Raw genomic sequence first — 23,428 nt, 5'->3', positions numbered from 1 at the left:
TATGCTGATTGCAATGAAAAAGGCGACGCTCTTCGCGCTGAAGGAAGACCGAGACGCCATTTTGCTTGCGCTGCAGAAAGACGGCAACATCATGCTCATTTCGGAAGGCGAAAAGACCCCGGCGCTCGAAGGAGCGGACAAGGTGGGTGACCAGATTGCCAAGGCAAAAGATGCCCTGAAATTTGTTGACCTGCACGGGAAAAAAGATTCCATGTTCGCCTCCCGTCTTCCGGTTTCCTATGATTCCTTCCTCCGTGAATCGAAGGAAGGCTCAGCCCTGGCAGACCAGGTTGAGGAACTTTCCGGTAAGATCATGTCCCTCCGAAACGAGGCGTCCACCATGACAAGCCAGGTAGATGCCTTACAACCGTGGATCGATCTGGACATCCCGCTGGAACAGCTGGCTCCTACGAGCACCAGCGACTATTTCGCGGGCTACCTGCCGGAACTGGAAAAGGAAGCGTTTCTGGAGGATATCAAGGGGCTGGCGGCCGAACCCGTCGTGCTGCGTGAAGCACCGGAGGGGCGTGCCATGCTGATCTTCTGCCTGAAAGAAGATGCGGCACAGCTCAAACATTTCCTCAAAGCGCATGACTTTGCCGATGTAGTCTTTCCCAAGCGCACGGGACTGGTCTCGGAGATTACCGTCGATCTCACGGAGGCAGCCCGGGTGAAGAACTTACGCGCCGACGAACTGGAAGCAGAAGCCAAGAAAATTGCCGAAAGCAAGGCCGAGCTCCAGTTGTATTACGACCAGCTGATGGCCAAGGAGGAACGCCTGGCCAACGGCGGCGTGGAGACGGAAAAGACGTTTTATATGGAAGGCTGGGTTCGTAAGGACCGCACCGTCCAGGTTGAGAGGGCCATCCGGAGTGTGACGGATGCTTACCAGATCGAGTTCAGCGATCCGGCGGAGGGAGAGATTCCACCGACAGAGATGGAAAACAATGCCTTCGTATCGCCCTATGAATCAGTTATCGAATTGTATTCCAGGCCCCAGGCGGGCAGCATTGACCCGGATTTCCTGATGGCGCCGTTCCACTTTATCTTCTTCGGCATGATGCTTTCGGACGCAGGCTACGGCCTGGTGCTCACGATCGGTCTGCTGATTGCCATGAAGCTGGTCAAACCCCAGGGGTTTGGCGGCAAACTGGCCATGGTCATCTTCTTCGGAAGCATCTCCACGATCATCTGGGGAGCGCTGTTCGGAGGCTGGTTCGGACTGGAGCTGCATCCGCTGCTCTTCGTGCCCATGAAGGAACCGCTGAAGATGCTGGCCCTGTGCTTCGGACTGGGCGCCCTGCACCTGGTCTGCGGCATGCTGCTCAAGGCTTACATGCTCGTCCGGGACGGGGATGTCATCGGGGCCTTCTGCGATGAAATCAGCTGGCTGATCATGTTCGCAGGGTTCTTCTGCATGGCGTTCTTACCGGGTCCGGTCGGCAAGTATATGGCTATCGCAGGTGCTGCCATTATCGTACTGACAGGCGGCCGCGCCAAGAAGGGGATCCTGGGCAAACTGATGGGAGGTCTCCTGTCCCTTTACAACATCAGCGGATACATGAGCGATCTGCTGAGTTACTCCAGGCTCTTTGCACTGGGCCTGGCAACGGGCGTTATCGCCATGGTCATCAATACCATCGCGCAGATGCTCATGGAGGCGGGACCGGTCGGCACGGCAGTGGCCGTACTGGTACTCCTGGGAGGACACGTTTTCAATATCATCATCAATGTACTGGGCGCATTCGTACACAGCAGCCGTCTGCAGTACATCGAGTTCTTCGGCAAGTTCTATGAAGCCGGCGGCAAAGCATTCGTTCCCCTGGCGATTAGGACCAAGTACATGAACGTAACCAAATAAAAATTTTTATAAACGAAATTTAAGGAGGCAGTTAGTTATGATTACTTTAGGAACAGCCCTTGCGTTTGCAGGTGCAGCAGTTGCCGCCGGGTTTGCCGGCGTAGGAAGTGCCGTGGGTGTAGGTATTGCCGGTCAGGCAGGCGCCGGTGTCGTATCCGAGGATCCGGAAAAGTTCGGTAACGTCCTCGTACTGCAGGCTCTGCCGGGTACCCAGGGTATTTACGGATTACTGATTGCGTTCATTATCGTCCTGAACCTGGGCGTTATTGACGGCAATGTTAAGGACCTGACCACAGACCAGGGCCTCGCCATGTTCTGCGCCGGCCTGCCGATGGCCATCGGCGGCCTGATGAGCGGTATTTACCAGGGCAAGGTTGCCGCATCCGGCATTTACCTGTGCGCAAAACGCCCGGAAGAAACCGGTAAGGGCATCATCCTGGCCGCTATGGTTGAAACCTACGCAGTATTGGCCCTGCTCATCTCCTTCATCATGGTTAACGGCGTAAAGCTCTGACATAGGGAGGTAGACCGATGGCAGCAAACAAGATTATTCTCAAGATAGAGGAAGAAGGCGCCCGGGAAGCGGCGGAGATCGTGGATGCCGCTAAGAAAAAGGCTGCTGCCTCTACTGAAAAAATAACAGCTGCTGCAAAGGTGAAAATAGAAGAAATCAATGCCCAGGCCGCGGCCGATGCCGATGAGGCAGCCCGCCGCCAGATCCTGATCGCCGAACTGGAAGCCAGAAAGAACTCGCTGGACAGTAAGCGCAAGGTGCTGGAGGAAGCGTTTGCCAAGGCGGAAGAAACGGTCGCCGCGATGCCGGAGGAAAAATGGGAGCAGCTCATTACCTCCATCGTCGTGAAGTCCGCGGAAACCGGTACGGAAAAACTCTGTGTGCCGGCGGCAGACCGGGCGAAATACGAAGGAGGCTTCCTGACCAGACTGAATGCAGCGTTGGTCAAGGCAGGCAAGCAGGGCGGACTGACGCTGTCGGACGAGGCAGCGAAGTTTGCCGGCGGGATCCTCCTGCAAGGAAAGACAAGTGATTTCGACGGATCCTTTGCAACGATTCTGAGGGATGTCCGCACCCGTATTGAAAAGGAAGTGGCGGATATGCTCTTCCCTGCGGAGGTGAAATAACATGCCGCAGGCAAGTTACGAATACGCGGTGGGCCGCATCAGCCAGCTTTCTACGAAAATGCTGGACGCGGCCAAGCTGAGGCGTATCTATGAGGCAGGTTCTTTTCAGGAGTCGCTGGCGCTGCTTCTGGAGACCGGCTACGGCGGTTCCCTGACCCCCGAACAGCTTGCTTCGGAAGAAATTGACTATGTCATCCGCGAGCAGCTGCAGATATCCAGGAAGGTGGTGTGGGAGGTCACTCCCGCCCCGGAACTGACCAGTCTCTTCCTGCTGGAAGTGGACGGCCATAATCTGAAGACACTGCTGAAGGCACGCCTTCTGGGAGTGGAAGCTCCCGACGTGCTGATCGACGGTGGTTCCTTCCCACTGGAACAGCTCAAGGAGTGCGTGGCCAGTGCCAACTACGATGCCCTGCCCGACGCTTACCGCAACACCATGAACAAAATTGAGGCTGATCTGGCCCGCGGGATCGATTCCCTAAAATTCAGTGCCGAGATTGACAGAGCCATGTTCCGTCATATCAAGAGCGTGCTGGATAAGAAGAACGACCGCAGCTTTGTCCGGGATTACTTCTCCCTGCAGGCGGATTTCCAGAACGCCCGCAGCGTGATCAGGGCAAGGCTCCTGAACTGGGACGTGGACAAACTGCGTCTGATGCTTCTGGATGGCGGGGAAATAGACCACACCGTGTTCCTGGAGGGGATGGATACCCCCATGGAACAGCTGGGGGCAAAATTCAACAGAGGCAAAAACGGAAAACTGATTTCCCAGAGTGTAGAGGAATATGTTTCCACCGGCAATGCATCTGTTCTGAAACGAAAAATGGAAACGGCGCTGATGAATGTTCTGCGCAGTGTGAAATGGGATATGTTTTCTCTGGGTCCGATCATTGGGTACCTCATGGGCCGCGAGGCGGAAGCCAAGGCGCTCAGAGTCATCTTCGGGGCCAAGCGGGGCGGCTTCGACTACGAGCTGCCTGAACTGTACGCATAGAAAGGCGGATATCAATGAAGAAAGAACGAAAAATCGCGGTGATTGGCGATCCTGGTTCCGTAATGATCTTCAAGGCTATCGGTCTGGATGTGTATTACGAGGAACAGGCTCCCATGATAGAAAAACGGATACATAAACTGGCGGATAAAGGGTATGCAGTAATTTACATCACCGAAGAGGCCGCACAGCTGGTACCCGAGGCGATCGATTATTACACTACTGCGACATTTCCTGCCATTATCCCCATTCCGTCCGCCAAGGGCAGCCTGGGGCTGGGCATGAAAAGGCTGAAGGGCAATGTGGAAAAGGCTGTGGGCGCAGACATTCTTTTCAAGGAAGGGTAGGTAAATAGCCGATGAGTGGAACTATAGTAAAAGTATCAGGCCCGCTGATCGTTGCCAGCGGCATGGGTGACGTAGAACTGTATGACGTGGTCCGTGTCAGCGAGAAGCATCTGATCGGCGAGGTAATTGAATTGCGGGGCGACATGGCCTCCATTCAGGTATATGAGGAAACGGCAGGCCTGGGGCCCGGCGAGCCGGTAGAATCAACCGGTTCCCCCCTGTCCGTGGAGCTGGCTCCCGGACTGATCGAGGGTATCTTCGACGGCATCCAGCGTCCGCTGGACGTGCTGTACAACAAAGCGGGCGACCGTATCACCCGCGGCGTGGAGGTTCCCAAGCTGAACCGTGAGAAAAAATGGAAATTTGAACCGAAAGTGCATGTGGGTGACCATGTGGTTGGCGGCGACGTCATCGGCGTGGTCCAGGAGACCCCGGCCGTACTGCACAAGATCATGCTGCCCCCCCGTAAGGAAGGCACCGTGGAATGGGTGTTCAATGGCGAGGCGACCATTCTGGACCCCGTTTACAAGATCAAGGATAAAGACGGCAACGTGACGGAGTATCCGATGCTCCAGACCTGGCCTGTGCGCCGCAGCCGTCCTTACAAGGAAAAACTGCCTCCGACGGAACCGATGGTTACCGGCCAGCGCGTCGTAGACGCGCTCTTCCCCATCGCCAAGGGCGGTGTGGCAGCCGTACCGGGTCCTTTCGGCAGCGGCAAGACCGTTATCCAGCACCAGCTGGCCAAGTGGGCTGACGCGGATATCATCGTTTACGTAGGCTGCGGTGAACGCGGCAACGAAATGACCGACGTTCTGATGGAATTCCCGGAACTGAGCGACCCCCGTACGGGCCTGCCTCTGATGAAGCGTACCGTGCTGATTGCCAACACCTCCGATATGCCGGTTGCGGCCCGTGAAGCGTCCATCTATACCGGTATTACCATTGCGGAATACTTCCGCGACATGGGCTACAAGGTAGCCATCATGGCAGACTCTACCTCCCGCTGGGCCGAAGCCATGCGTGAGATGAGCTCCCGTCTGGAAGAAATGCCCGGCGACGAAGGCTATCCTGCGTACCTGAGCTCCCGTCTGGCCGAATTCTACGAACGGGCCGGCATCGTAAAATGTATCGGCAGCGAAGAGCGGACCGGCGCGGTTTCCGCTATCGGGGCCGTATCCCCTCCCGGCGGTGATATTTCCGAACCGGTATCCCAGGCTACGCTGCGTATCGTCAAGGTGTTCTGGTGCCTGTCGGCAGCCCTGGCCTATGCCCGTCATTTCCCGGCGATCGACTGGCTGCAGAGCTACTCCCTGTACAGCGACCGCCTGCGGAACTACTACAACACCTCCGTATCCCCCGACTGGGCCGGGATGGTCACCAAGATGATGAACATCCTCCAGGAGGAAGCGGAACTGAACGAAATCGTGCGTCTGGTAGGTGTGGATGCCCTGAGCTTCAAGGACCGCATCACGCTGGAATGCGCCCGCTCCATACGCGAGGACTTCCTGCACCAGAACTCCTTCCACGAAGTGGATACCTACACTTCCCTGGAGAAGCAGCATGACATGATGAAGCTGATCCTGACCTGGTACGACAAGGCGGAAGCCGCCCTGACGCAGCATGTACATCTGGATAAGCTGATCGATATGCCGGTCCGCGAGGAGATCGGCCGTATGAAATACATTACCGAAAAAGAGCGCGTGGAAAAATTTGGCGAAATCGCCAAGAGACTGGATGCTGCCTTTGCAGCACTGACAGAGGGAGGCGAACTCGATGCGTAAAGATTACAAGACGATTCGCGAGGTCGTCGGCCCCCTGATGCTGGTTGACCAGGTCGAGGGTGTCAAATACGACGAACTGGTGGAGATCCAGCAGGCTAACGGCGAAATCCGCAGCGGCAAGGTGCTGGTTATCGACGGCGACAAGGCGCTGGTTCAGCTGTTTGAAAGCTCCCAGGGTCTGAAGATTGACGATGCCAAGGCCCGTTTCCTGGGCCACGGCGTGCGCCTGGGCGTATCCCCGGCCATGCTGGGCCGTGTGTTTGACGGGATGGGCCGTCCCATCGACGGCGGCGCGGATATCATTCCCGACGAATACCGGGATATCAACGGCGAACCCATGAACCCGGCTGCCCGCGACTATCCTGCCGAATTCATCCAGACCGGCGTCAGCGCCATCGACGGACTGAACACCCTGGTCCGCGGCCAGAAGCTGCCGGTATTCTCCGGCTCCGGTCTGCCCCATGCCCAGCTGGCTGCGCAGATCGCCCGTCAGGCCAAGGTACTGGGTACCGGCGAAGGCTTCGCCGTTGTATTCGCGGCCGTAGGTATCACCTTCGAAGAAGCCAACTACTTCATGGAAGACTTTAACCGCACCGGTGCGCTGGCCCGTGCCGTTATGTTCATCAACCTGGCCAACGACCCGGCCGTAGAACGTATTTCTACCCCGCGTATGGCCATTACCGCTGCCGAATATCTTGCCTATGAACTGGGCATGCACGTACTGGTCATCATCACCGATATCACCAACTACGCCGATGCCCTGCGTGAGGTATCCGCAGCCCGTAAAGAAGTGCCCGGCCGCCGCGGCTATCCCGGTTACCTGTATACCGACCTTGCGACCATGTACGAACGGGCCGGCCGTATCAAAGGCAAGAAGGGTTCCATTACCCAGATCCCGATCCTGTCCATGCCGGAAGATGACAAGACCCATCCGATCCCTGACCTGACCGGGTATATTACAGAAGGGCAGATCATCCTGTCCCGCGATTTGTACCGCAAGGGCCTCACACCGCCCATCGACGTACTGCCGTCCCTGTCCCGTCTGAAAGATAAGGGCGTAGGCAAGGGCAAGACCCGGGAAGATCATGCCGACACCATGAACCAGCTGTTCGCCGCGTATGCCCAGGGCAAGCAGGCGAAAGAACTGGCCACCATCCTCGGCGAGGCTGCCCTCTCCAAGGTAGATAAGCTGTACGCGAAGTTCGCCGACGCTTTTGAAAAGGAATACGTTTCCCAGGGTTACGAAACCAACCGCAGCATCATCGAGACGCTGGACTTGGGCTGGAAACTGTTGGGCATCCTGCCCCGCAGCGAGCTGAAACGTATCCGTGACGAATATCTGGACAAATACTATGTTCCTGCTGCTACAGAGGATAACGAGGGGGAATAATCGATGGCAACCCAAGTTAACCCGACCCGAATGGAGCTTACCAGGCTGAAAAAACGCCTGGTAACTGCCGTCCGCGGCCATAAGCTGCTGAAGGATAAGCGGGATGAAATGGTCCGTCAGTTTATGTTGCACATTCGCCGTAACCACGCGCTGCGCCTGGAAGTGGAAAAGGCCCTGCAGGGCGTGTCCACCCGTTTTGCCCTGGCGAAGGCCCAGATGGGCGCCCTACGGATCAGCGAGGCCCTGCTCTATCCGGCCCGCGCGGCTGTTTACGAAGTAGGCATGCATAACGTAATGAGCGTGGACGTTCCCACCATCAAGTTTACCGGCGGGGAAGAGGCTACGGAAATTCCCTATGCCTTCACCTTTACGTCCAGTTCGCTGGATAACGCGGTCGTTGAGCTTTCAGCGTTGCTGCCCAAGCTGCTGGAACTGGCGGAAGTGGAAAAAACCTGCAACCTGCTGGCGGATGAAATCGAAAAGACCCGCCGCCGTGTAAACGCGCTGGAATACGTCATGATCCCCGAGATGCAGACCAATATCAAGTTTATCACCATGAAGCTGGCCGAGAACGAGCGCGCCAGTACCGTACGCCTCATGAAGGCCAAAGACATGATGGCCGCGCAGGAGGCAAAGGCACAGGCTGAAAGAGCCGCCAAACAGGCCGGATAAACTGTATCCTGAAATCCGTTACCGGAAATAACGCCGGTAACGGATTTTTAACTATCTTTTGCAGCCATTTTTTGATAAAATAATAACAACAGAACTGATACAAATATGTTTTATAAAAGGAGGCGCTGTATGAAAGAATTTACGTTCCACTATGGCAGAGGCACCAAAACCTTTTCTTTGGATGAAAGTAAAGTAATCAAAGAGATCCGCATGCCGGAGACCCCGGTGATGGAAGACGTGCAGCAGGGTGTGCTGGACGCCATCTACCATCCCATCGGCACGGAACCCATTGACAAGATCATCAAACCGGGCCAGACAGTAACCTTCATCTGCAACGACCCCACCCGGGTGGCCAACAGCTTCGACTTTATGCCGGTGCTGGTGAATGAACTGAACAAGCTGGGGATTCCCGACGAAAACATGCAGATCGTGTTCAGCCTGGGGACCCACCGCCTCATGACCCACGAGGAGATGGTGGAAGGCGTGGGCGCGGAAGTCGCCGGCCGCCTGAAAATGTACAACAGCGACGCCAAGATCGCGGAAGAATTTGAATATTTCGGAACCACCAGCCGTTTTACCCCGGTGCTGATCAACAAACGGATCTGCCACAGCGACCACATCATCCTGACAGGCACCATCGTACACCACTATTTCAGCGGCTATGGCGGAGGCCGTAAGGCCGTACTGCCGGGTTGCGCTGCCATGGAGACCGTGCGCCACAACCACAGCTTCATGCTGGATCCGCGGGCTGGGTTAGGCGCCATGGATGGCAACCCTGTCTACGACGACCAGATGGAAGGCGTGGCCATGTGGGCGGAAGCCATGAAGAAACGGGGCACCAGCGTGTTCCTGTTCAACGCGATCCTGGACGCGGAACACCGTTTCCTGCGCATGTTCGCCGGCGATTATATCGTGGCCCATAAAGAAGCCTGCAAGTTCGTAGACCAGGTCTACGGCGTAAAGATTCCGAAGCAGGCGGACGTGGTCATCGCCTCCTGCGGCGGCTACCCGAAAGATATCAACGTATACCAGATGCAGAAGACCATGGACAATGCCGTACTGGCCTGCCGGCAGGGCGGCGTGGTGATCCTGCTGGCGGAATGCGAGGAAGGCAGCGGCAGCGCAGTACTGGAAGAAACCTGCCGCCGTCTGGGCAGCATCGACGCCATTGAAAAAGAAATCAAAGACCGGTTCGTCATTGGGGCCAACAAGGCCTACGCAGTGACCCGCCTCTTCAAGAAAGCGCATTTCATTTTAGTAACCGCCCTGGACCGCCAGATGGCGAAAGACATGCTCTTTGACGGCGCTGTGGATACCGTGGAAGAAGCCCTGGCCGCCGCGGAAAAGTATGTAGGCAAGGATTACAGCGTAGTGCTGATGCCGACCGGCAGCCTGACCGTGCCGCTGGTGGAAGGGTAAGAAAAAATCTGCATAAATTTTTACGCTGTTAGTAACCAAAACAGCCAAAATGTGTTATAATATGTATTATAATAATAAAAAGACTGCAAAGATGCTGTTGAAACATGCTTTCTATGCAGTCTTTTTTGGTGTTATAATATATTTTCCTTTATTACGTGTAATAGGCAATAGATTATGGTATAATAAATAGATAAATTTAGTTTTCCTGCTATCAGGAAATTTACACAGCTTCCAGTGAAGTCTGCTGTGCTATGAACCATAAACACAGTATGTTTGGTTGTTTGCCTAAAAAAGATGCGCTCATTAAGTATAATCATCTTAACAAGAAATGAAGAAAACGACATAGAAGCCGCCGTCCAAAATGCCTGGCAGTGTGCAGACGAAGTGCTGGTTGTGGACTCCGGCAGTACGGACAGGACGGTGGAACTGGCAAAGAAAAATGGCGCCCGGGTGGTATTCCGCGCCTGGGACAATGATTTTGCCGCCCAGCGTAATTTTGCCCTGTCACAGACAGAAGCGGACTGGGTGCTGTATCTGGATGCGGATGAGCGCATGAATGATGAGCTGGCGCGCGCTGTAAAAAAAGTTGTTTCAGCCAATTCGTCAGAAGCAGGCGGAAAGAAACAGTACAGAATGCAGCGGAAGTCCGTAGCATTCGGGAAAAAATTCAGTTACGGTCCCCTGTATCCTGACTGGGTAACCCGCCTGTTTCCTCGCAAAAGTGTAAAATGGGTGGGAAAAGTCCACGAACGTCCGGAAAGTGACCTTCCTTTGGAAAAGTTGCTCGGGCATATTGAACACTATACCTACCGGGACTGGCAGGAGTGGGAAGAAAAGATGAGCCGGTACTCATCTATATGGGCGGAAGAAGCATATAACAGAGGCAGGCGCACATCATTGCCGGTTGCGTTGTTACACGGCGTCGGAAGTTTGATCAGTACGCTGATCCTGCGCCGCGGTTTTCTGGATGGCTGGATGGGGATATGCCTGAGCTGTATGTATTTTTCCTATACCATGTTAAAGTATCTGAAGCTATATCAAATACAAAGAATGAACGGAAACGGATTTATAAAATAACTGTTTTCTTCGGAGGTTTAGTAATTGCAGAGTCCGAGATTGTCTGTTATTGTGCCAGTTTACAATGTTGAAAAATATGTACGAAAAGTATTGATTCCATATTAAAACAGACCTTTACCGATTTTGAATTAATATTAGTAGATGATGGCTCAACTGACAGATGTGGAAAAATATGTGATGAATATGCGTTGTCAGATTCTCGTGTGAGAGTTATCCATCAAAAACATGCAGGAGTCAGTAACGCGCGAAATCAGGGTATCGATATTGCCCGGGGTGCAATCGTGGGATTTGTGGACAGTGATGATGCAATCTGTGCGGATATGTACGAAAGAATGCTTCGGTGCATGGACGCCAATCAATCTGATATTGTTTTTGCCGATACCTATATTGTTAGAAATGGGATAAAAACGTTTAGGAGCCCCATATATGAAAAAGACAAGTTTCTTGACCATAAAGAAGCAGTCAATGGAATATTAGATGGTACGATAGATAACGCTGTCTGGAATAAAATTTACAGAAGAGAAATAATTGGAAATATACGTTTTCCCGCAGGACGGGTTTATGAGGACGTTGCAACTGTTTACAAATTTATGGATCGGGCAAAAAAAGTCAATTATCTCTGCAAGCCTCTCTATTATTATATAAAAAGAAAAGATTCTATCACGAATACATCTTTTAATAGTAAAGGGAGATACGATTGCTTTTGCGGTTATAAGGAAAGGGCAGATTTTGCCGAACAACACCAATTAGAATGTGCGGAAAGATGTAAAGCCCTGGCATTGGAAACGGCATTGTCTACATTGACTGCTTTTTATGCAGTTAATGAAAGCCGTACTTCGGATAAATATCTGGATGTGACCGGTTTTATAGAAACTCATAATCTTTCCCGGTTAATCTCTCATCTTAAACCAAAACACAGATTTCTTATGTATTGTTATCAGTACTGTATTCCGGTTTACAAGTTATATGCTTTTTTATCGGCAGGATTTAAGAAAATAAAAAAGTGTTGAAGCATTAAAGAAGTAAATGATGGAGAACCTGATTCTGTCACGGGAGTTTCAGGATCGTACATGTTTGATTCATAGGTAACGGTGGGGCATCTTTTCTAAATATAGTTATTTGCCATACCGACTATGCTATGCTAAAATAAAACAGTGTATTTCTTTAGGAGGGGGATTAGTATGTCAAATTTATTTGGAGTATCACATCTGGAAAACTTTAAGGCTTCGCTGGACGAAAGGTCCCAGGCTGCAGTTGCTTCCGCCATTGAAAGAATTACAGAAATAAAAAAACGGGGCGGAAAAGTGATGGTGGTAACGGGAAGCGGCCCGAACATTCACGAAGGCGTTACCACGCTGATCGCGGAACTGATCCGTGTAGGGATCGTTGATGCGGTTTCCACCAGCTCCGCTGTTATCTCCCACGAGATGGCAGGTTCCCTGGACCGGGTCTTCCGCGTTGATGCCAAAGCTCTTGGCATGGACATGGAAAAAATGCCCCGGGGCGATGTTTTTGAATTCACCTGCATGACGGATGAAGAAATTACAAACTTAAAGCGCGAAATGCCGCTGGACGATGATTTGTTAAAACGCGGCAGGGAATTGCCCAAACAAAACGAAATCATCAAAGCGGCCGGGAACATGGCTTACCCCATGGGTCCCAGAACAGAAAAGGTCGCCCACGAAATTTTGGGCATGGCAAGAATGTACGGCCTGCCTTTCGAGACGGTAGCCGGCTGGGGCTGTGACGAGCATACCATGTTGGGGGCTGCAGCGCGGAAAGGCGTTCCGGTCCTGGTTACCATTCCCCAGCTGATCGGAGGCGGTGCCGTAGGCATGTCCATTGGCGATTCCATCCCGGTTTCCCAGCGTTCCATGCGTCTTTCCCGGATGCTTGCTTCCTGCGATGTCATCATCGAAAGCGCCGTGGCGCTGACCCAGGAAATCCACGACGGTCCTTTTGAATGTTATACGGGACATGGCATCTGGGCCTGGTGGTCCGGTCAGAATACCTATAACCTGCGGAATAAGAGCCTGATCCGCTTTGACCTGGACGAAAACCTGCGCCGGGCTGTGGAACTGAACCAGACCGTGCAGGAAGCCATTGACAAAGGCCTGCCCAAGACAAAGGCCGCCAAGATTCCGTTCCGGATGGAAATGTCGGCCTTTGCGCGGCATGAAAACAGCATCCCGGTCATTGGCGATATCGGCAAGGTATGGCCGCTGGTGGCAGCCGGCGTGGCCAAAAATCTGGGCATCGAACTGGAATTCCTGTCTGCGTCCCAGGATACGCCGGAAGGGGCGGCCATGCGGGAGTGGATCGTAGACAACGTGAAACCTTTTGACCGGGAAAAAATGCTTGCCCATACAAGGAGTTTTGAGCTGTAATCAAGTAAAATGCCCACCCGTTGTATGAACGGGTGGGCTACAGTTGTTATTATTTAAGGGAGAAGTCCATGAACAAAAAGAAAACCGGCCCAAAGCGTGTCGTCCTCCTCGTAGATAATACCCGGGGGCACTTTCATCAGTCACAGGGGATTGCCCGGTGGCTGGAACGGCTATGTGGAGCGGATATCCATGAAATCAAAGTTCCAATCCTTACCGGTCTGAGACGGTTTCGTGTCCTCAAGATGCAGGGCCGGCAACTTGCCTCCGCCTCCCCGGAAGAGGCTAAGGAATGGTTGAGGAAGGCGGGTTTTTCCATAGAGGCTCATGCGGACGTCCTGTCCGGTGAACCAGGGATTCTTTTTATGGCGACAGGCAACTCGGCGTCAACGTTCTGCCTTGCGTTGGGCAAGGCGCTTAACGGGCGTTCTGCCGTTGTCATGACTCCCGACGTGGTTGGAACGGAGCCCTTTGATTTTGCTATCGTCCCTGAACACGACCGTCCCACTCCTGCGGAAAATATCCTGACGACACTTGGCGCCCCCAATCATATCTATTTCCCGGAACTTCAGGCAATGGCGGAAGAATTCTTTGCACCTGTGAACCCCTTTCCCGGGAAGGTAATCGCTCTTCTGCTGGGCGGAAGTGATGCTAATTACGAACTTACGCCTTCCTGGGTTCAGTCTGTGCTGCCATCCTTATGCAAAGCGGCGGAACAGCAGGGGGCTGCCCTGCTCGTTACGACCTCGCCACGTACAGGGGCGGAAGCGGACTGTGCTGTTGAGAAGGTTTTTGCGGGAAGCCCTGCGACCCGTTATCTGCTTCTGGCCTCCCAGAGCAAAGATAATCCTGTACCCGCCATGTTGGGTGCGGCGACCCATGTCATTGTCACGGAAGATTCCGTGTCTATGGTCTCAGAGGCTGCAACGGCCGGTTTCCGGGTAGGACTGCTCCGGGTGGGCCGAAAGCAGACCCCGAAAACAAAAGTCCGGAATCTTTTCAGCGCAGGTACGGTACGTTTTGACGCGCTCTTTGAGAAAATGGCATCCAAAGGGTTTGTGGAGGACCTGGGGACTGCCCCGGATTTTGATGCTTTCCTGGGGCCTGAGGCCCGCAGGACAGAGACTCCGTTTAACGAGGCGAAACGAGCTGCGGAATGGATCATAAGCCGCTGGGAACCGGCAGAGGTGAAAAAATAAAATGAGGATCCTTCACATTGTTCCGGAATTTGAACAGGGGGGCGTGGAGCGTTACGTTCTGCGGCTTGCCAAAGAACAGCTTGCCCAGGGTCACCAGATTTTTTTGGCGACGGCAGGAGGAAAGCTGGAAACGCAGTTGCCCCGGGAAGTGGAGGTACTGCATCTGCCTGTCCAGAGAAAGAATCCGCTTACAGGGCTTTACTGTACCTTTTGCCTTGCGCGAAAACGGAAGCAATGGGATATTGTACACGTCCATTCCCGTGTACCAGCCTGGATTGCCTGGTGGACATCGGCCCTCACGGGGATTCCCTGGATTATGACGGCGCACGCGATCTATTCCCTTAACGCGGGGATAGCGCCCCTGAAACACGCCAACGGCGTAATCTGTATCTCCGATGCGGTGAAACAGCATCTGGCAGGGTATCTTCCGGCACGAACTGTCGTTGTGCCTAACGGTGTACAAAAACCAACCCGCTTCTGGGAGAAAAAAGGATTTCCCGATTACCCCCGTTTCCTCTTTGTGGGTCGCCTGACGCGCCTGAAAGGGCTGGACACGGTCCTCAGGGCTCTGGGGCAATTGAAGGACCGTCCATGGACACTTGATGTAATCGGTGACGGTCCCCAGCGTGCTGAGTTGGAGGCTTTGACGGCAGAACTGGGCCTTAAGGAACGGGTTACGTTTCTCGGGTTTCGCGATGATGTAGAAGCATGGATGGCCCGCTCTGGGTGTCTGCTTTTTCCTTCGTACCATGAGGGGATGGGACTGGTCGTTCTGGAAGCACTGAACGTGGGTCTGCCTGTGCTGGCTTCTGATCTGGACCCCCTGCGTCCCCTGGCATCGGGACCTCTCGTTCCTCCCGGTGATGTGGAGGCGTGGCATAGAGCCATAGAAGCGGTTCTGGGCGGAAGAAGCGCCAGTCCGCTTTCCGCGGAGAAACTGACCACGTTCGAGGAAACCGTCCGGAAAACGGAGGAGTTTTATAGAGAGGTCCTGGAAAGATGAAAGAGAAAAGGGAGCCTCGTCCGGTTTTACATTTGGAGACGCTTATTGGGCACGGCGGAACCCGTGAATGCTGGCAGCACCCATTAAATGATAATTTATGCGTAAAAGTGAATCTTGAGAACAGGAAAAACAATTCCCTGCTCTATGAGATTCACGTTTATGAACGTATTAAAAACCTGTTGCCCGGACTTGTCGCTGCAATTCATTTTGAATTGGTTGAGACTGATAAAGGAGTGGGACTTGTCAGCGACCTTGTCCGTGATGAAGACGGGACGATTTCACCGTGTCTTATTGACTATTTAAAAAATGGCGGAGACAGTAAGAAAATCCTGAATCCCCTCAACAGAATCATAAAAAGAATGATCGTGCGAGATATTTTTTTCCTTGATTTGAACAAAGGTAATTTTGCGGTACAAACACTACATGGCAAAAAGGCGGTTATTATGATAGATATTAAGAGCCTGAACCGTGCAGGATTTATGGGATTTTTACATCTTGAGAGAATTTTTGCGCCGCTTGCACGAAACATTATGTTCCGGAGAATACGAAGGTTATATAACGATTTGGGGTTGGAGTTTCCTTATGATGATATATGCCGGAAAAAAAGATTTCACACAATTTTTGTTACGAATTGATGGGTTACCCTGTAGTATGCGGGTAATCGACAGATAGATGATTATCATGCTACAACATAGGAATTTGGGAGGTTCTTATGAATTTCCGCGATAACACCTACCCTCTTGTCAGTGCCGTTGTGCCTGCGTATAACAGTGAGACATGGATCAATCGCATGCTCGAATCCATCATTGTACAGGACTACCCAAACATTGAAATTATTGTCGTAAATGATGCTTCGACAGATGCGACAGAAGAAGCCGCCCGTCGCACACTGGAGGGCTGCGGGCGTCCTTTTTGCCTTATTACCCATAAAGAAAACCGTGGTGTATCTGCAGCACGAAACACGGGTATAAAAGAGATGAAGGGCGAATTCGTCTGGTTCGTTGATGCGGATGATATGGCTGAGAATAACCTGGTTTCTACACTGCATTCCCTGATTGAGGAATACCAATGCGATCTGTCATTTTGCGGTTTAAAGAACAGGTTTGAAGATGGGCGCCCCGATGTTTTAGTCCCTGTGAAACTCGAAGGCACTAAAACTCGTAATGGGGAGGAACTTTTATGGCTGAGAGTGTTCTGCAAGATTGCTCCTACGGTCTGCGGAATGTTATTTCGGAAAAACTTCCTTCTTGAAACAGGCCTGCGTTTTCATGAAGGGTGCGCTGCAGGCGAGGATGTGGAGTTTCAGTTGAAAACCCTTTGCCGTGCCGGACAGGCGGCTTTCACTTCGGACTGCCTTTATATATACGTCCACCACGCGGGCATGGGATCGTTACGTGATACGGATACGAAAACGAAACAGATCCGCCGTTACCGGGATAACACGGACGCCCACCAAAGGACAGCCCGGTATCTGAGCGAACACGCCCCCTCTGAAAGGATAAAGGAACTGGCGGATTGTTTTATTATGCCACAAGCTCTCATCCGCCGGTTGACTCTTTGCGCGAGAACAAATGACAGGGCCGGGTTTGACGCGCTCCTGTCTGACGGTGAAACACGTAAGACGCTGAGCTCTTCAAAAAAATTCTTCTTCCAAAAACCGGAAGTCTATGGCAAGGCGTTCGCGTTGCTCCATTTTCCGGATCTTTATTACCGGCTGAGGAGCAGATAGTTTGTTTTAAGGGAAAAAATTATGGATAATAGTTTTATTGGTTTAACCCATAATTATTTCATTGGTAAAGGGACAAATATGGCGGTTTATATTAATCCAATGAATCCGTCGCAATGCATTAAAATCAGAATACGGGAAATACGAGATTATTATCTGGAAATGGATTATAGAAAATCAAGACAACGAAGAAGGCTTCCGCAATCATCGCTTATGGTAAAGTACTATGGCGAGGTTGAAACAAACCTTGGAACCGGATACGTCTACGAACGGGTTGCCGAGTATGATAGTTCTACAAGCCTGTCAATCCACGATTTGGCCCAATTGGAAATGTTGGCCCGTGAAAAAGGCTGCAACCTGAAAGAAATAGCGGGTACTGAAAAAGAAATTCCTTGCGTAAAGGATGTTATAGTAAAACTATTCGGGGGGATTTTACAAGACAGAGTAATTGTCCACGATTATAATTGTTTCAATTTTATGGTTCAGTTTAGTACGCCTAAATCCTGGAGAATACGAATAATTGACGGTCTGGGTTATCGGGTTCTTATTCCCCTGGTCTACTACATTGACTATTTTAGTGTACGTCAAATCAGACGTTTTCAGCTTCGCTTCATCAATTCGTTTACAACCTTACAATTTCCGGGATTCTTTTCGGAAGAAGAAATTAAAAGTCTGAAAATATCGTTGAATGAATAACGCTCCGTAATTCATCACAGTTTGCGGCATTGATCCTGACTTTGCCATGTGCGGTATTTTTCCGGGTGCAGTTGTTGTCCATGTTACAAGATTGAGAGGATAGGATAAAAAAGGGCAAATCAGATGAAAATTGAGCAGATAAAACAGCTTTACACGGAATTTGGCCCGGAGACAGCTCTTTCATCCGTCTGCGCGTCGAGATTTAAGAAAGCCGCGCCGTGGAAACACCGGTGTATTCTGCGCTATCTTAAAGAAGGATACAGCGGGTTAATATCCCGTTATAAGCAGGGGCAGACGAAAACGAATGACGCAGCTTCAGAGATACCAGGCGCTGTCTGGACTATGTGGTGGCAGGGGGAAGATAACCTGCCGGAAGTTGTCAGAATGTGCCATGCCAGTGTCAACAGACACAGAGGCAATCATCCGTTCAGGATCATAACCCGCGATAATTATCAAAACTTCGTCAGCCTTCCGGATTATATCATGACTGAAAGATACTTATAATTTAAATAAACTTACAGATGTAATCAAAGGCGGAGATTCCCGCTATAAGTCTATTTATAATGGTATTTCTTTTTGCCTCGGGCATTGCTCTGCTGAAGATATTTTGCTCATCCATGATGCTGTACGGCCCTGCATAACAGAAGAAATACTAACCGACAGTATTGAAAAAGCACAGAAACTTCGACAATTAATCTGATGCACTCTTTTGATGCTATGATAACAGATTATTCTGCGGCATATCATGAATTCCTTTTACTTGACAGACCTATTGGCCTTTCCATAGATGATTATGATATATATTGTGAAAAGCCCGGATTCAGCTTAGATTATTTTGACTGGATCAAGGGCTTTTATATGAAAAATTTTGATGATTTGTTTGCGTTTATTCAGGATACCCTTGAAGGCCGGGATGTTTCCAAATCCCAAAGGGAATCTGCCATGCTCCGGATTCATAAAAACAGAGATGCAAAATCTACTGTGCGGGTAGTGGATTACCTTATACGCTGTGCGAAATTGTAAAACGGATAATATCACTAAACTGGTATCTGACAGTATCGTTTACGTCGATAACAGCAGGTATTAGGGATTTTTCGGATAAAGAGGTTCTAAATTGAGAAATGAAAAGCTGATTTCTGTTATTATACCGGTATACGGTGTAGAAAATTATATTAGCCAATGCCTGGATTCCATTATTAATCAAAGCTATAAAAATTTAGAAATCATTGTTATTAATGATGGTACCAAAGATAGAAGTGCTGAGATAGCTAAGGAGTATGCCCAAAAAGATAGCCGTATCAGAGTATATGATTATGAAAATGGCGGGCTGAGCACAGCTCGCAATCGAGGTTTGGACCTTGCCAAAGGCGAATATATCTCTTTTGTAGACAGTGATGATTGGCTTCATCCGGATTTTTATAAGATACTGGCAGATGCGTTAGAAACAAATAATGCTGACATAGCTAAATGTTCTATAGTTATTACTGATACTGTAAAAGAAAGAATTAAGGATTTTAAAAAAACAAAAGTCCGAAAAGCTGCCATTGATTTATTTTTTCATCAAGGACTTTTGTGGAGAGTTGTCTGGAATGCTCTGTATAAAAGAGAGATTGTTATGGATGTACGTTATCCTGCCGGTGTAAATTTTGAAGACAACTACGCTTCAGGTATGTATATTTTTAAGGCAAAAAAGGTTGTAGAATTAAAAGATGCTCTTTATTATTACAGGTATAATACCGCCGGAATCACTAAAGGGGTTCAGAAGTATCCCTTTGACTTGTTAATCGTAATCAGCAGGTTGAGAAATGATTTGTTCAAGTCAGGTTTTACTGATAAAAGAATGGATTCGCTTGTTGCCGCTGAAGCTTTTCGTCTTATCAGAGACAAAGGGGCTTCCCGCAGGTACCGCATAAAAGCAATAGACAAAGAATGGTATGAATATATTAAAAATAACTTGAGCTCGCGGAGAAGAATAAGATTATACTACTTGTTACATAAAATGCATATTGAGATTATTTGATTTGATATATTATATCATGGACTCTGCCCGCAGTATTATTGTAATTGAAGGAAACCGTAATTGGTTTGAGGTGGGACAATGCCAAATTTTATAAAACATATAAAACTTTTACGCTTCATCGATTATAATTTTAAAGCGCGCAAAGTTCAGGCAATTTTGCTTAACACTCCGTTGCACGGAAATATCGGCGATCATGCTATTGCAGTAGCTGAAAAAGAAATCCTGTCAGCTATGGGCATCAGTGTGTTGGATTTTCCGTGGGAAAAGAGATATTTTAATGTACTGGCAAAATTAACACCACATGATAAAGTAATATTAGTACATGGCGGTGGCTATATCGGAGACTTGTGGTTAAATGAGGAAGAAAAGCTGGAAAAAATTATACAGGCTTTTAAGCATCACAGAATTATAATTATGCCGCAAACTGTATATTTTGATTTAGAAACCGTAGAGGGAAGGGAGTTCTTTGAAAGAGCGATGAAGATATTTTCTGTGCATCCGTCGCTTACCATATTCCTCAGAGAAAAAAACAGCTATGAGTTTATGAGAAAAAATATGCCGAAAGTTCATGTTGAACTTGTGCCTGATATTGTCATGCTGCTTCAATATGGCGTTAAGACTTCCCGTAGCGGCATTTTAGTTTGTCTTAGAAATGATAAAGAAAAAACAATGACAGAAGAAGACAGAAGAATTCTTCTTACATTAATTAATAGAAACTATGATAGAATCACATATAGCGATATGGTAGTAAACAGAAACATCGGACCGGAAGAAAGTCATCGTATGGTGCATCTCAAACTCAGGGAATTTGCAGCTTCTGAGTTGGTAATTACTGACCGTTTGCATGGAATGATCTTTGCTGCGGTAACGGAAACACCCTGTATTGTATTGAACAGCCGAAGCCATAAGATCAGAGGCTGTTATGAATGGCTGAAAAAATTGGGTTATATCCGGTTCTTGAATGATATTAATTATGTGCCGGATGTTATCGAAGCATTAAAAGCGATAAAGCCGCTTTACGAGCATGACGCAATTATTAATGAAATGGAACCATTATTCAAAACATTAAAGAAAGATTTTGCCAGCTGATGATGCGACAGAGGTAAATAGTATAATCAATGGGGAGAAAAAGAGTTGAACCGGTTGCGGATTGAGAAAATTGATATTATAAATGGTAAAAGAGTTATGTACCATTATTCTGTTTCTGGTGAATGGGCAAAGTATTTTTCTGGTCAGCGAACATCTTTTATTGAATATGATTCAGACATTTCTTTTGTACCGGACTCTGTTCTTGCGATACCTTTTGTTTGTAATGTACTTCCTGCTTTATGGCTTTGTGATGCTGAGTTATTTGTAGATAGTCTGGACAGGGATTTCTTAGAGAACTTGCCTTTCGTTAAGGAAGGCTACTGTAAGATGTATCCCATGCTTAGCTTTGGTGGAAGAATACACACGAAAGCTGAGAAAGTGAAGCCGGAAAAATCACCCAGAACTTCAGCCTGTTTTTTCAGTGGCGGTGTGGATGCGCATACGACTTTATTCCGGCATTTAGATGAAAAACCGGATTTGGTAACCATTTGGGGTTGCGATGTTAAGTTAAGCGACAAGGCTGGCTGGGATAATGTAATGAAACATGTAACAAATACGGCTGAGACTTACGGAGTGAATTTTCATGGAATAAAGAGTGATTTTCGCGGTGTTCTGCAAGAGTCTAAATTAGGTAAACTCGTACGTTCGATAGGAAGTGGATGGTGGGTTAGTTTTCAACATAGTATTTCAATAATCTCCCATGCAGCTCCACTGGCATTTGTTTTTGGCTGGGAAAAAGTTTTCATTGCATCTTCTATTACTGAAAAAATAAGAGATAAATTTCCTTATGATTGCGTTAGCGTTCCGTCAATTGACGGTCATTTGTGGTTTTGCGGTTGCCGCACGATTCACGATGGCTATGAATTGGAGCGGCAGCAGAAAGTTGCTTATCTTGTCAAGTGGCGCAACAAGTTGCACAAGCCTTTAAAACTGAGGGTTTGCTGGGAATCGGAAGGTGGAGAGAATTGTTCGCATTGTGAAAAGTGTTACCGGACTATTTTAGAGTTGGTTTCTGAAGGGGCAGATCCTAATGAGTATGGGTTTTTCTGGAGGATTGAGAACGTTCGTCGTTGTAAGCATGAAATGTTGTATGAAACAAAAATTCCGAAAGATTTAATAGAGCATTTTTATCTTCCTATCCAAAGAAGATTACAAGAGAACAGGGAAAATATCAATAACTATGAAGAGTACCGTTGGCTTGTTGAATGTGATTTTTCAAAATTTAATAATACAGTTGAAAAACGGCTTTGCAAAACAAAATTAGGCAAACTTCTTGTCAAAATAGTTCATAAGTAATATAAGACATAGATACAGCCGGTCGCAAAAAGTTCCGGCATTCATACGAATCGTTTAGCATTAACGTCCTGTCAGGCTGGTAAAGGGAGTTGCGTTTCTGTGTCGCATGTTGAAGAAAAAGCATTAATTAAATATTTGGCCGTTTCTGTAACCTTTATGGTCTGTATATTACGTGTTTCTACGGCAGTATCGCAGTTTGCCGGCGGAGTTTCTTTGTTGCTGGGGATTTTATTGTGGCGTAAGAACAGGGACGGTCTCTCTGTCCCTGATGAAATAAAAGGATACATGAAAGCGTATGGAATATTTGTTCTGTCGACGCTGCCATCCATCGTTTTTTCGGATAATCCGGTTGCCAGCGTCAAATCTTTTTTGGATTTGTGGATCTGGCGTTATGTGATATTTGTAGTAATTGCAGTTTTTATTCATCGGAGAGAGTACCTTGTCAATATGCTGGCCGCATATCTGGCTGTGAGTTCTGTTGAGTTCTTGTTTGCGCTGGTACAGGTAATAAACCATGTAAGGCCGGATGGCCGCGGGGTGGGATTTGGCGGTCAAAGTATGGTGCTGACGCTTGGAGGCATTCTTTGTATGCTGTTGCCCGTTGTGCTGGTCATCCTCATGGACTCCGGCTTTGAAAAACGGTTAAAGAAAACGGCCTTTTTTGCTGTTATCAGCATTCTTGTGGGCCTTATATGTAATAAAAGCCGGGGTGCCTGGCTGACAGATCTGATTGTGGTACCTGTGGCCACATTCCGGTATTTAAAGCAAAATAAAAAATATCTTGCGATTGTATTGGTGGTGTTCCTTGGCATAGCAGGGTTTATGGCCAGCAGTCCGCAATATGTACAGCGAGTGAAATCGATTACCAATACCACTACAGACCGGTCGAACGCAGACCGGATCTGGATCTGGAAATCTGCTGCGGATATGATTCGGGATCATCCGGTAACCGGCGTTGGGTCAGGCCGGTTCCGGGAACATTATAAAGATTATAAATATGAACAGGAAACGCAGAATCTGAGCCATGTCCATAATAATTTCTTTCAGGTAGGCGGTGAAAGCGGCATAATAGGATTAGCAGGCCTGCTTTATTTTGCAGGGTTTTATTTGTATACAAGCGTACTGAATTACCGCAAAAACAATAATCCGTATGATATCCTTGTCTTTACAACTTTTTTTGGATACATTTGCCTGTTCGGGCAAATTGATTATTCGTTGGGATCGTCAACCGGGATGCGTATCATGTGGTTTTTACTGGCAGTTTTATTGGGATTGAAAGAAACAGAAAATAAACCTGATGAAATACAATAGTTTTCTGTATTTCTGTGAAGGGT

At 49.1% G+C, this 23,428-nt stretch carries 24 protein-coding genes; all 24 read left to right on the top strand.

What is annotated here, in order from left to right:
- The first annotated feature begins 1 nt into the window (after window position 1).
- The 24 genes from ACZOWY_RS05410 to ACZOWY_RS05295 all read left to right on the top strand — a co-directional run bounded on the left by ACZOWY_RS05410 (window position 2) and on the right by ACZOWY_RS05295 (window position 23,405).
- Window positions 2-1,861 carry a V-type ATP synthase subunit I gene (locus ACZOWY_RS05410; protein WP_484393603.1) on the top strand — a complete coding sequence of 620 codons (1,860 nt, stop codon included), beginning with the start codon at window positions 2-4 and terminating at the stop codon, window positions 1,859-1,861.
- Between the two features lie 37 nt (window positions 1,862-1,898).
- Complete coding sequence (locus ACZOWY_RS05405) at window positions 1,899-2,375, top strand: V-type ATP synthase subunit K (RefSeq protein ID WP_484393601.1); 477 nt, start codon at window positions 1,899-1,901, stop codon at window positions 2,373-2,375.
- A 17-nt stretch (window positions 2,376-2,392) separates the two neighbouring features.
- Entirely contained in the window at window positions 2,393-3,001 is a 609-nt protein-coding gene (locus tag ACZOWY_RS05400) for a V-type ATP synthase subunit E (protein WP_484393600.1), read from the top strand.
- A 1-nt stretch (window position 3,002) separates the two neighbouring features.
- A complete protein-coding gene (locus ACZOWY_RS05395; protein WP_484393599.1) occupies window positions 3,003-3,995 on the top strand; it encodes a V-type ATPase subunit in 993 nt (330 codons plus the stop codon).
- A 14-nt stretch (window positions 3,996-4,009) separates the two neighbouring features.
- Complete coding sequence (locus ACZOWY_RS05390; protein ID WP_484393597.1) at window positions 4,010-4,339, top strand: V-type ATP synthase subunit F; 330 nt, start codon at window positions 4,010-4,012, stop codon at window positions 4,337-4,339.
- Window positions 4,340-4,350: 11 nt separating this feature from the next.
- Window positions 4,351-6,123: a V-type ATP synthase subunit A gene (locus ACZOWY_RS05385; RefSeq protein WP_484393594.1), complete on the top strand. Its 1,773-nt coding sequence runs from the start codon at window positions 4,351-4,353 to the stop codon at window positions 6,121-6,123.
- The gene (locus ACZOWY_RS05380) at window positions 6,116-7,513 is read left to right on the top strand and encodes a V-type ATP synthase subunit B (RefSeq protein ID WP_484393591.1); all 1,398 of its coding nucleotides are present in this window, start codon (window positions 6,116-6,118) and stop codon (window positions 7,511-7,513) included. Before ACZOWY_RS05385 ends, ACZOWY_RS05380 begins: the two co-directional genes overlap by 8 nt.
- Before the next feature lie 3 nt (window positions 7,514-7,516).
- Window positions 7,517-8,185: a V-type ATP synthase subunit D gene (locus ACZOWY_RS05375; RefSeq protein ID WP_484393589.1), complete on the top strand. Its 669-nt coding sequence runs from the start codon at window positions 7,517-7,519 to the stop codon at window positions 8,183-8,185.
- A gap of 129 nt (window positions 8,186-8,314) precedes the next feature.
- Window positions 8,315-9,604 (top strand): nickel-dependent lactate racemase family protein, encoded by a 1,290-nt coding sequence (locus ACZOWY_RS05370; protein ID WP_484393587.1) that lies wholly within the window; start codon window positions 8,315-8,317, stop codon window positions 9,602-9,604.
- Window positions 9,605-9,898: 294 nt separating this feature from the next.
- Window positions 9,899-10,681, top strand: a complete 783-nt coding sequence (locus tag ACZOWY_RS05365; protein ID WP_484393585.1) for a glycosyltransferase family 2 protein — start codon at window positions 9,899-9,901, stop codon at window positions 10,679-10,681.
- Window positions 10,682-10,755: 74 nt separating this feature from the next.
- Window positions 10,756-11,691 carry a glycosyltransferase gene (locus tag ACZOWY_RS05360; RefSeq protein WP_484393715.1) on the top strand — a complete coding sequence of 312 codons (936 nt, stop codon included), beginning with the start codon at window positions 10,756-10,758 and terminating at the stop codon, window positions 11,689-11,691.
- A 171-nt stretch (window positions 11,692-11,862) separates the two neighbouring features.
- A complete protein-coding gene (locus tag ACZOWY_RS05355; protein WP_484393584.1) occupies window positions 11,863-13,068 on the top strand; it encodes a hypothetical protein in 1,206 nt (401 codons plus the stop codon).
- Window positions 13,069-13,136: 68 nt separating this feature from the next.
- On the top strand, window positions 13,137-14,264 hold the full coding sequence (locus ACZOWY_RS05350; RefSeq protein WP_484393581.1) for a mitochondrial fission ELM1 family protein: 1,128 nt from the start codon (window positions 13,137-13,139) through the stop codon (window positions 14,262-14,264).
- 1 nt (window position 14,265) lies between these two features.
- The gene (locus ACZOWY_RS05345; protein WP_484393579.1) at window positions 14,266-15,267 is read left to right on the top strand and encodes a glycosyltransferase family 4 protein; all 1,002 of its coding nucleotides are present in this window, start codon (window positions 14,266-14,268) and stop codon (window positions 15,265-15,267) included.
- Complete coding sequence (locus ACZOWY_RS05340) at window positions 15,264-15,902, top strand: YrbL family protein (RefSeq protein ID WP_484393577.1); 639 nt, start codon at window positions 15,264-15,266, stop codon at window positions 15,900-15,902. Before ACZOWY_RS05345 ends, ACZOWY_RS05340 begins: the two co-directional genes overlap by 4 nt.
- A 77-nt stretch (window positions 15,903-15,979) precedes the next feature.
- Window positions 15,980-16,996, top strand: a complete 1,017-nt coding sequence (locus tag ACZOWY_RS05335) for a glycosyltransferase family 2 protein (RefSeq protein ID WP_484393576.1) — start codon at window positions 15,980-15,982, stop codon at window positions 16,994-16,996.
- Window positions 16,997-17,017: 21 nt separating this feature from the next.
- The gene (locus tag ACZOWY_RS05330) at window positions 17,018-17,689 is read left to right on the top strand and encodes a YrbL family protein (RefSeq protein ID WP_484393574.1); all 672 of its coding nucleotides are present in this window, start codon (window positions 17,018-17,020) and stop codon (window positions 17,687-17,689) included.
- Between the two features lie 123 nt (window positions 17,690-17,812).
- The gene (locus tag ACZOWY_RS05325) at window positions 17,813-18,193 is read left to right on the top strand and encodes a capsular polysaccharide synthesis protein (protein ID WP_484393573.1); all 381 of its coding nucleotides are present in this window, start codon (window positions 17,813-17,815) and stop codon (window positions 18,191-18,193) included.
- Entirely contained in the window at window positions 18,177-18,389 is a 213-nt protein-coding gene (locus tag ACZOWY_RS05320; protein ID WP_484393714.1) for a 2-C-methyl-D-erythritol 4-phosphate cytidylyltransferase, read from the top strand. The genes ACZOWY_RS05325 and ACZOWY_RS05320 overlap by 17 nt, the downstream gene beginning before the upstream one ends.
- A complete protein-coding gene (locus ACZOWY_RS05315) occupies window positions 18,389-18,712 on the top strand; it encodes a CDP-glycerol glycerophosphotransferase family protein (protein WP_484393572.1) in 324 nt (107 codons plus the stop codon). Before ACZOWY_RS05320 ends, ACZOWY_RS05315 begins: the two co-directional genes overlap by 1 nt.
- Window positions 18,713-18,803: 91 nt before the next feature.
- On the top strand, window positions 18,804-19,709 hold the full coding sequence (locus ACZOWY_RS05310) for a glycosyltransferase family 2 protein (protein WP_484393571.1): 906 nt from the start codon (window positions 18,804-18,806) through the stop codon (window positions 19,707-19,709).
- 78 nt (window positions 19,710-19,787) lie between these two features.
- Window positions 19,788-20,798 carry a polysaccharide pyruvyl transferase family protein gene (locus tag ACZOWY_RS05305; protein ID WP_484393568.1) on the top strand — a complete coding sequence of 337 codons (1,011 nt, stop codon included), beginning with the start codon at window positions 19,788-19,790 and terminating at the stop codon, window positions 20,796-20,798.
- A gap of 45 nt (window positions 20,799-20,843) precedes the next feature.
- Complete coding sequence (locus tag ACZOWY_RS05300) at window positions 20,844-22,094, top strand: hypothetical protein (protein ID WP_484393567.1); 1,251 nt, start codon at window positions 20,844-20,846, stop codon at window positions 22,092-22,094.
- Between the two features lie 99 nt (window positions 22,095-22,193).
- Window positions 22,194-23,405: an O-antigen ligase family protein gene (locus ACZOWY_RS05295; RefSeq protein WP_484393565.1), complete on the top strand. Its 1,212-nt coding sequence runs from the start codon at window positions 22,194-22,196 to the stop codon at window positions 23,403-23,405.
- Window positions 23,406-23,428 lie beyond the last annotated feature (23 nt).

It is taken from the genome of Succiniclasticum sp. (assembly GCF_056977735.1).
This window is presented reverse-complemented; position numbering and strand designations above follow the sequence as displayed.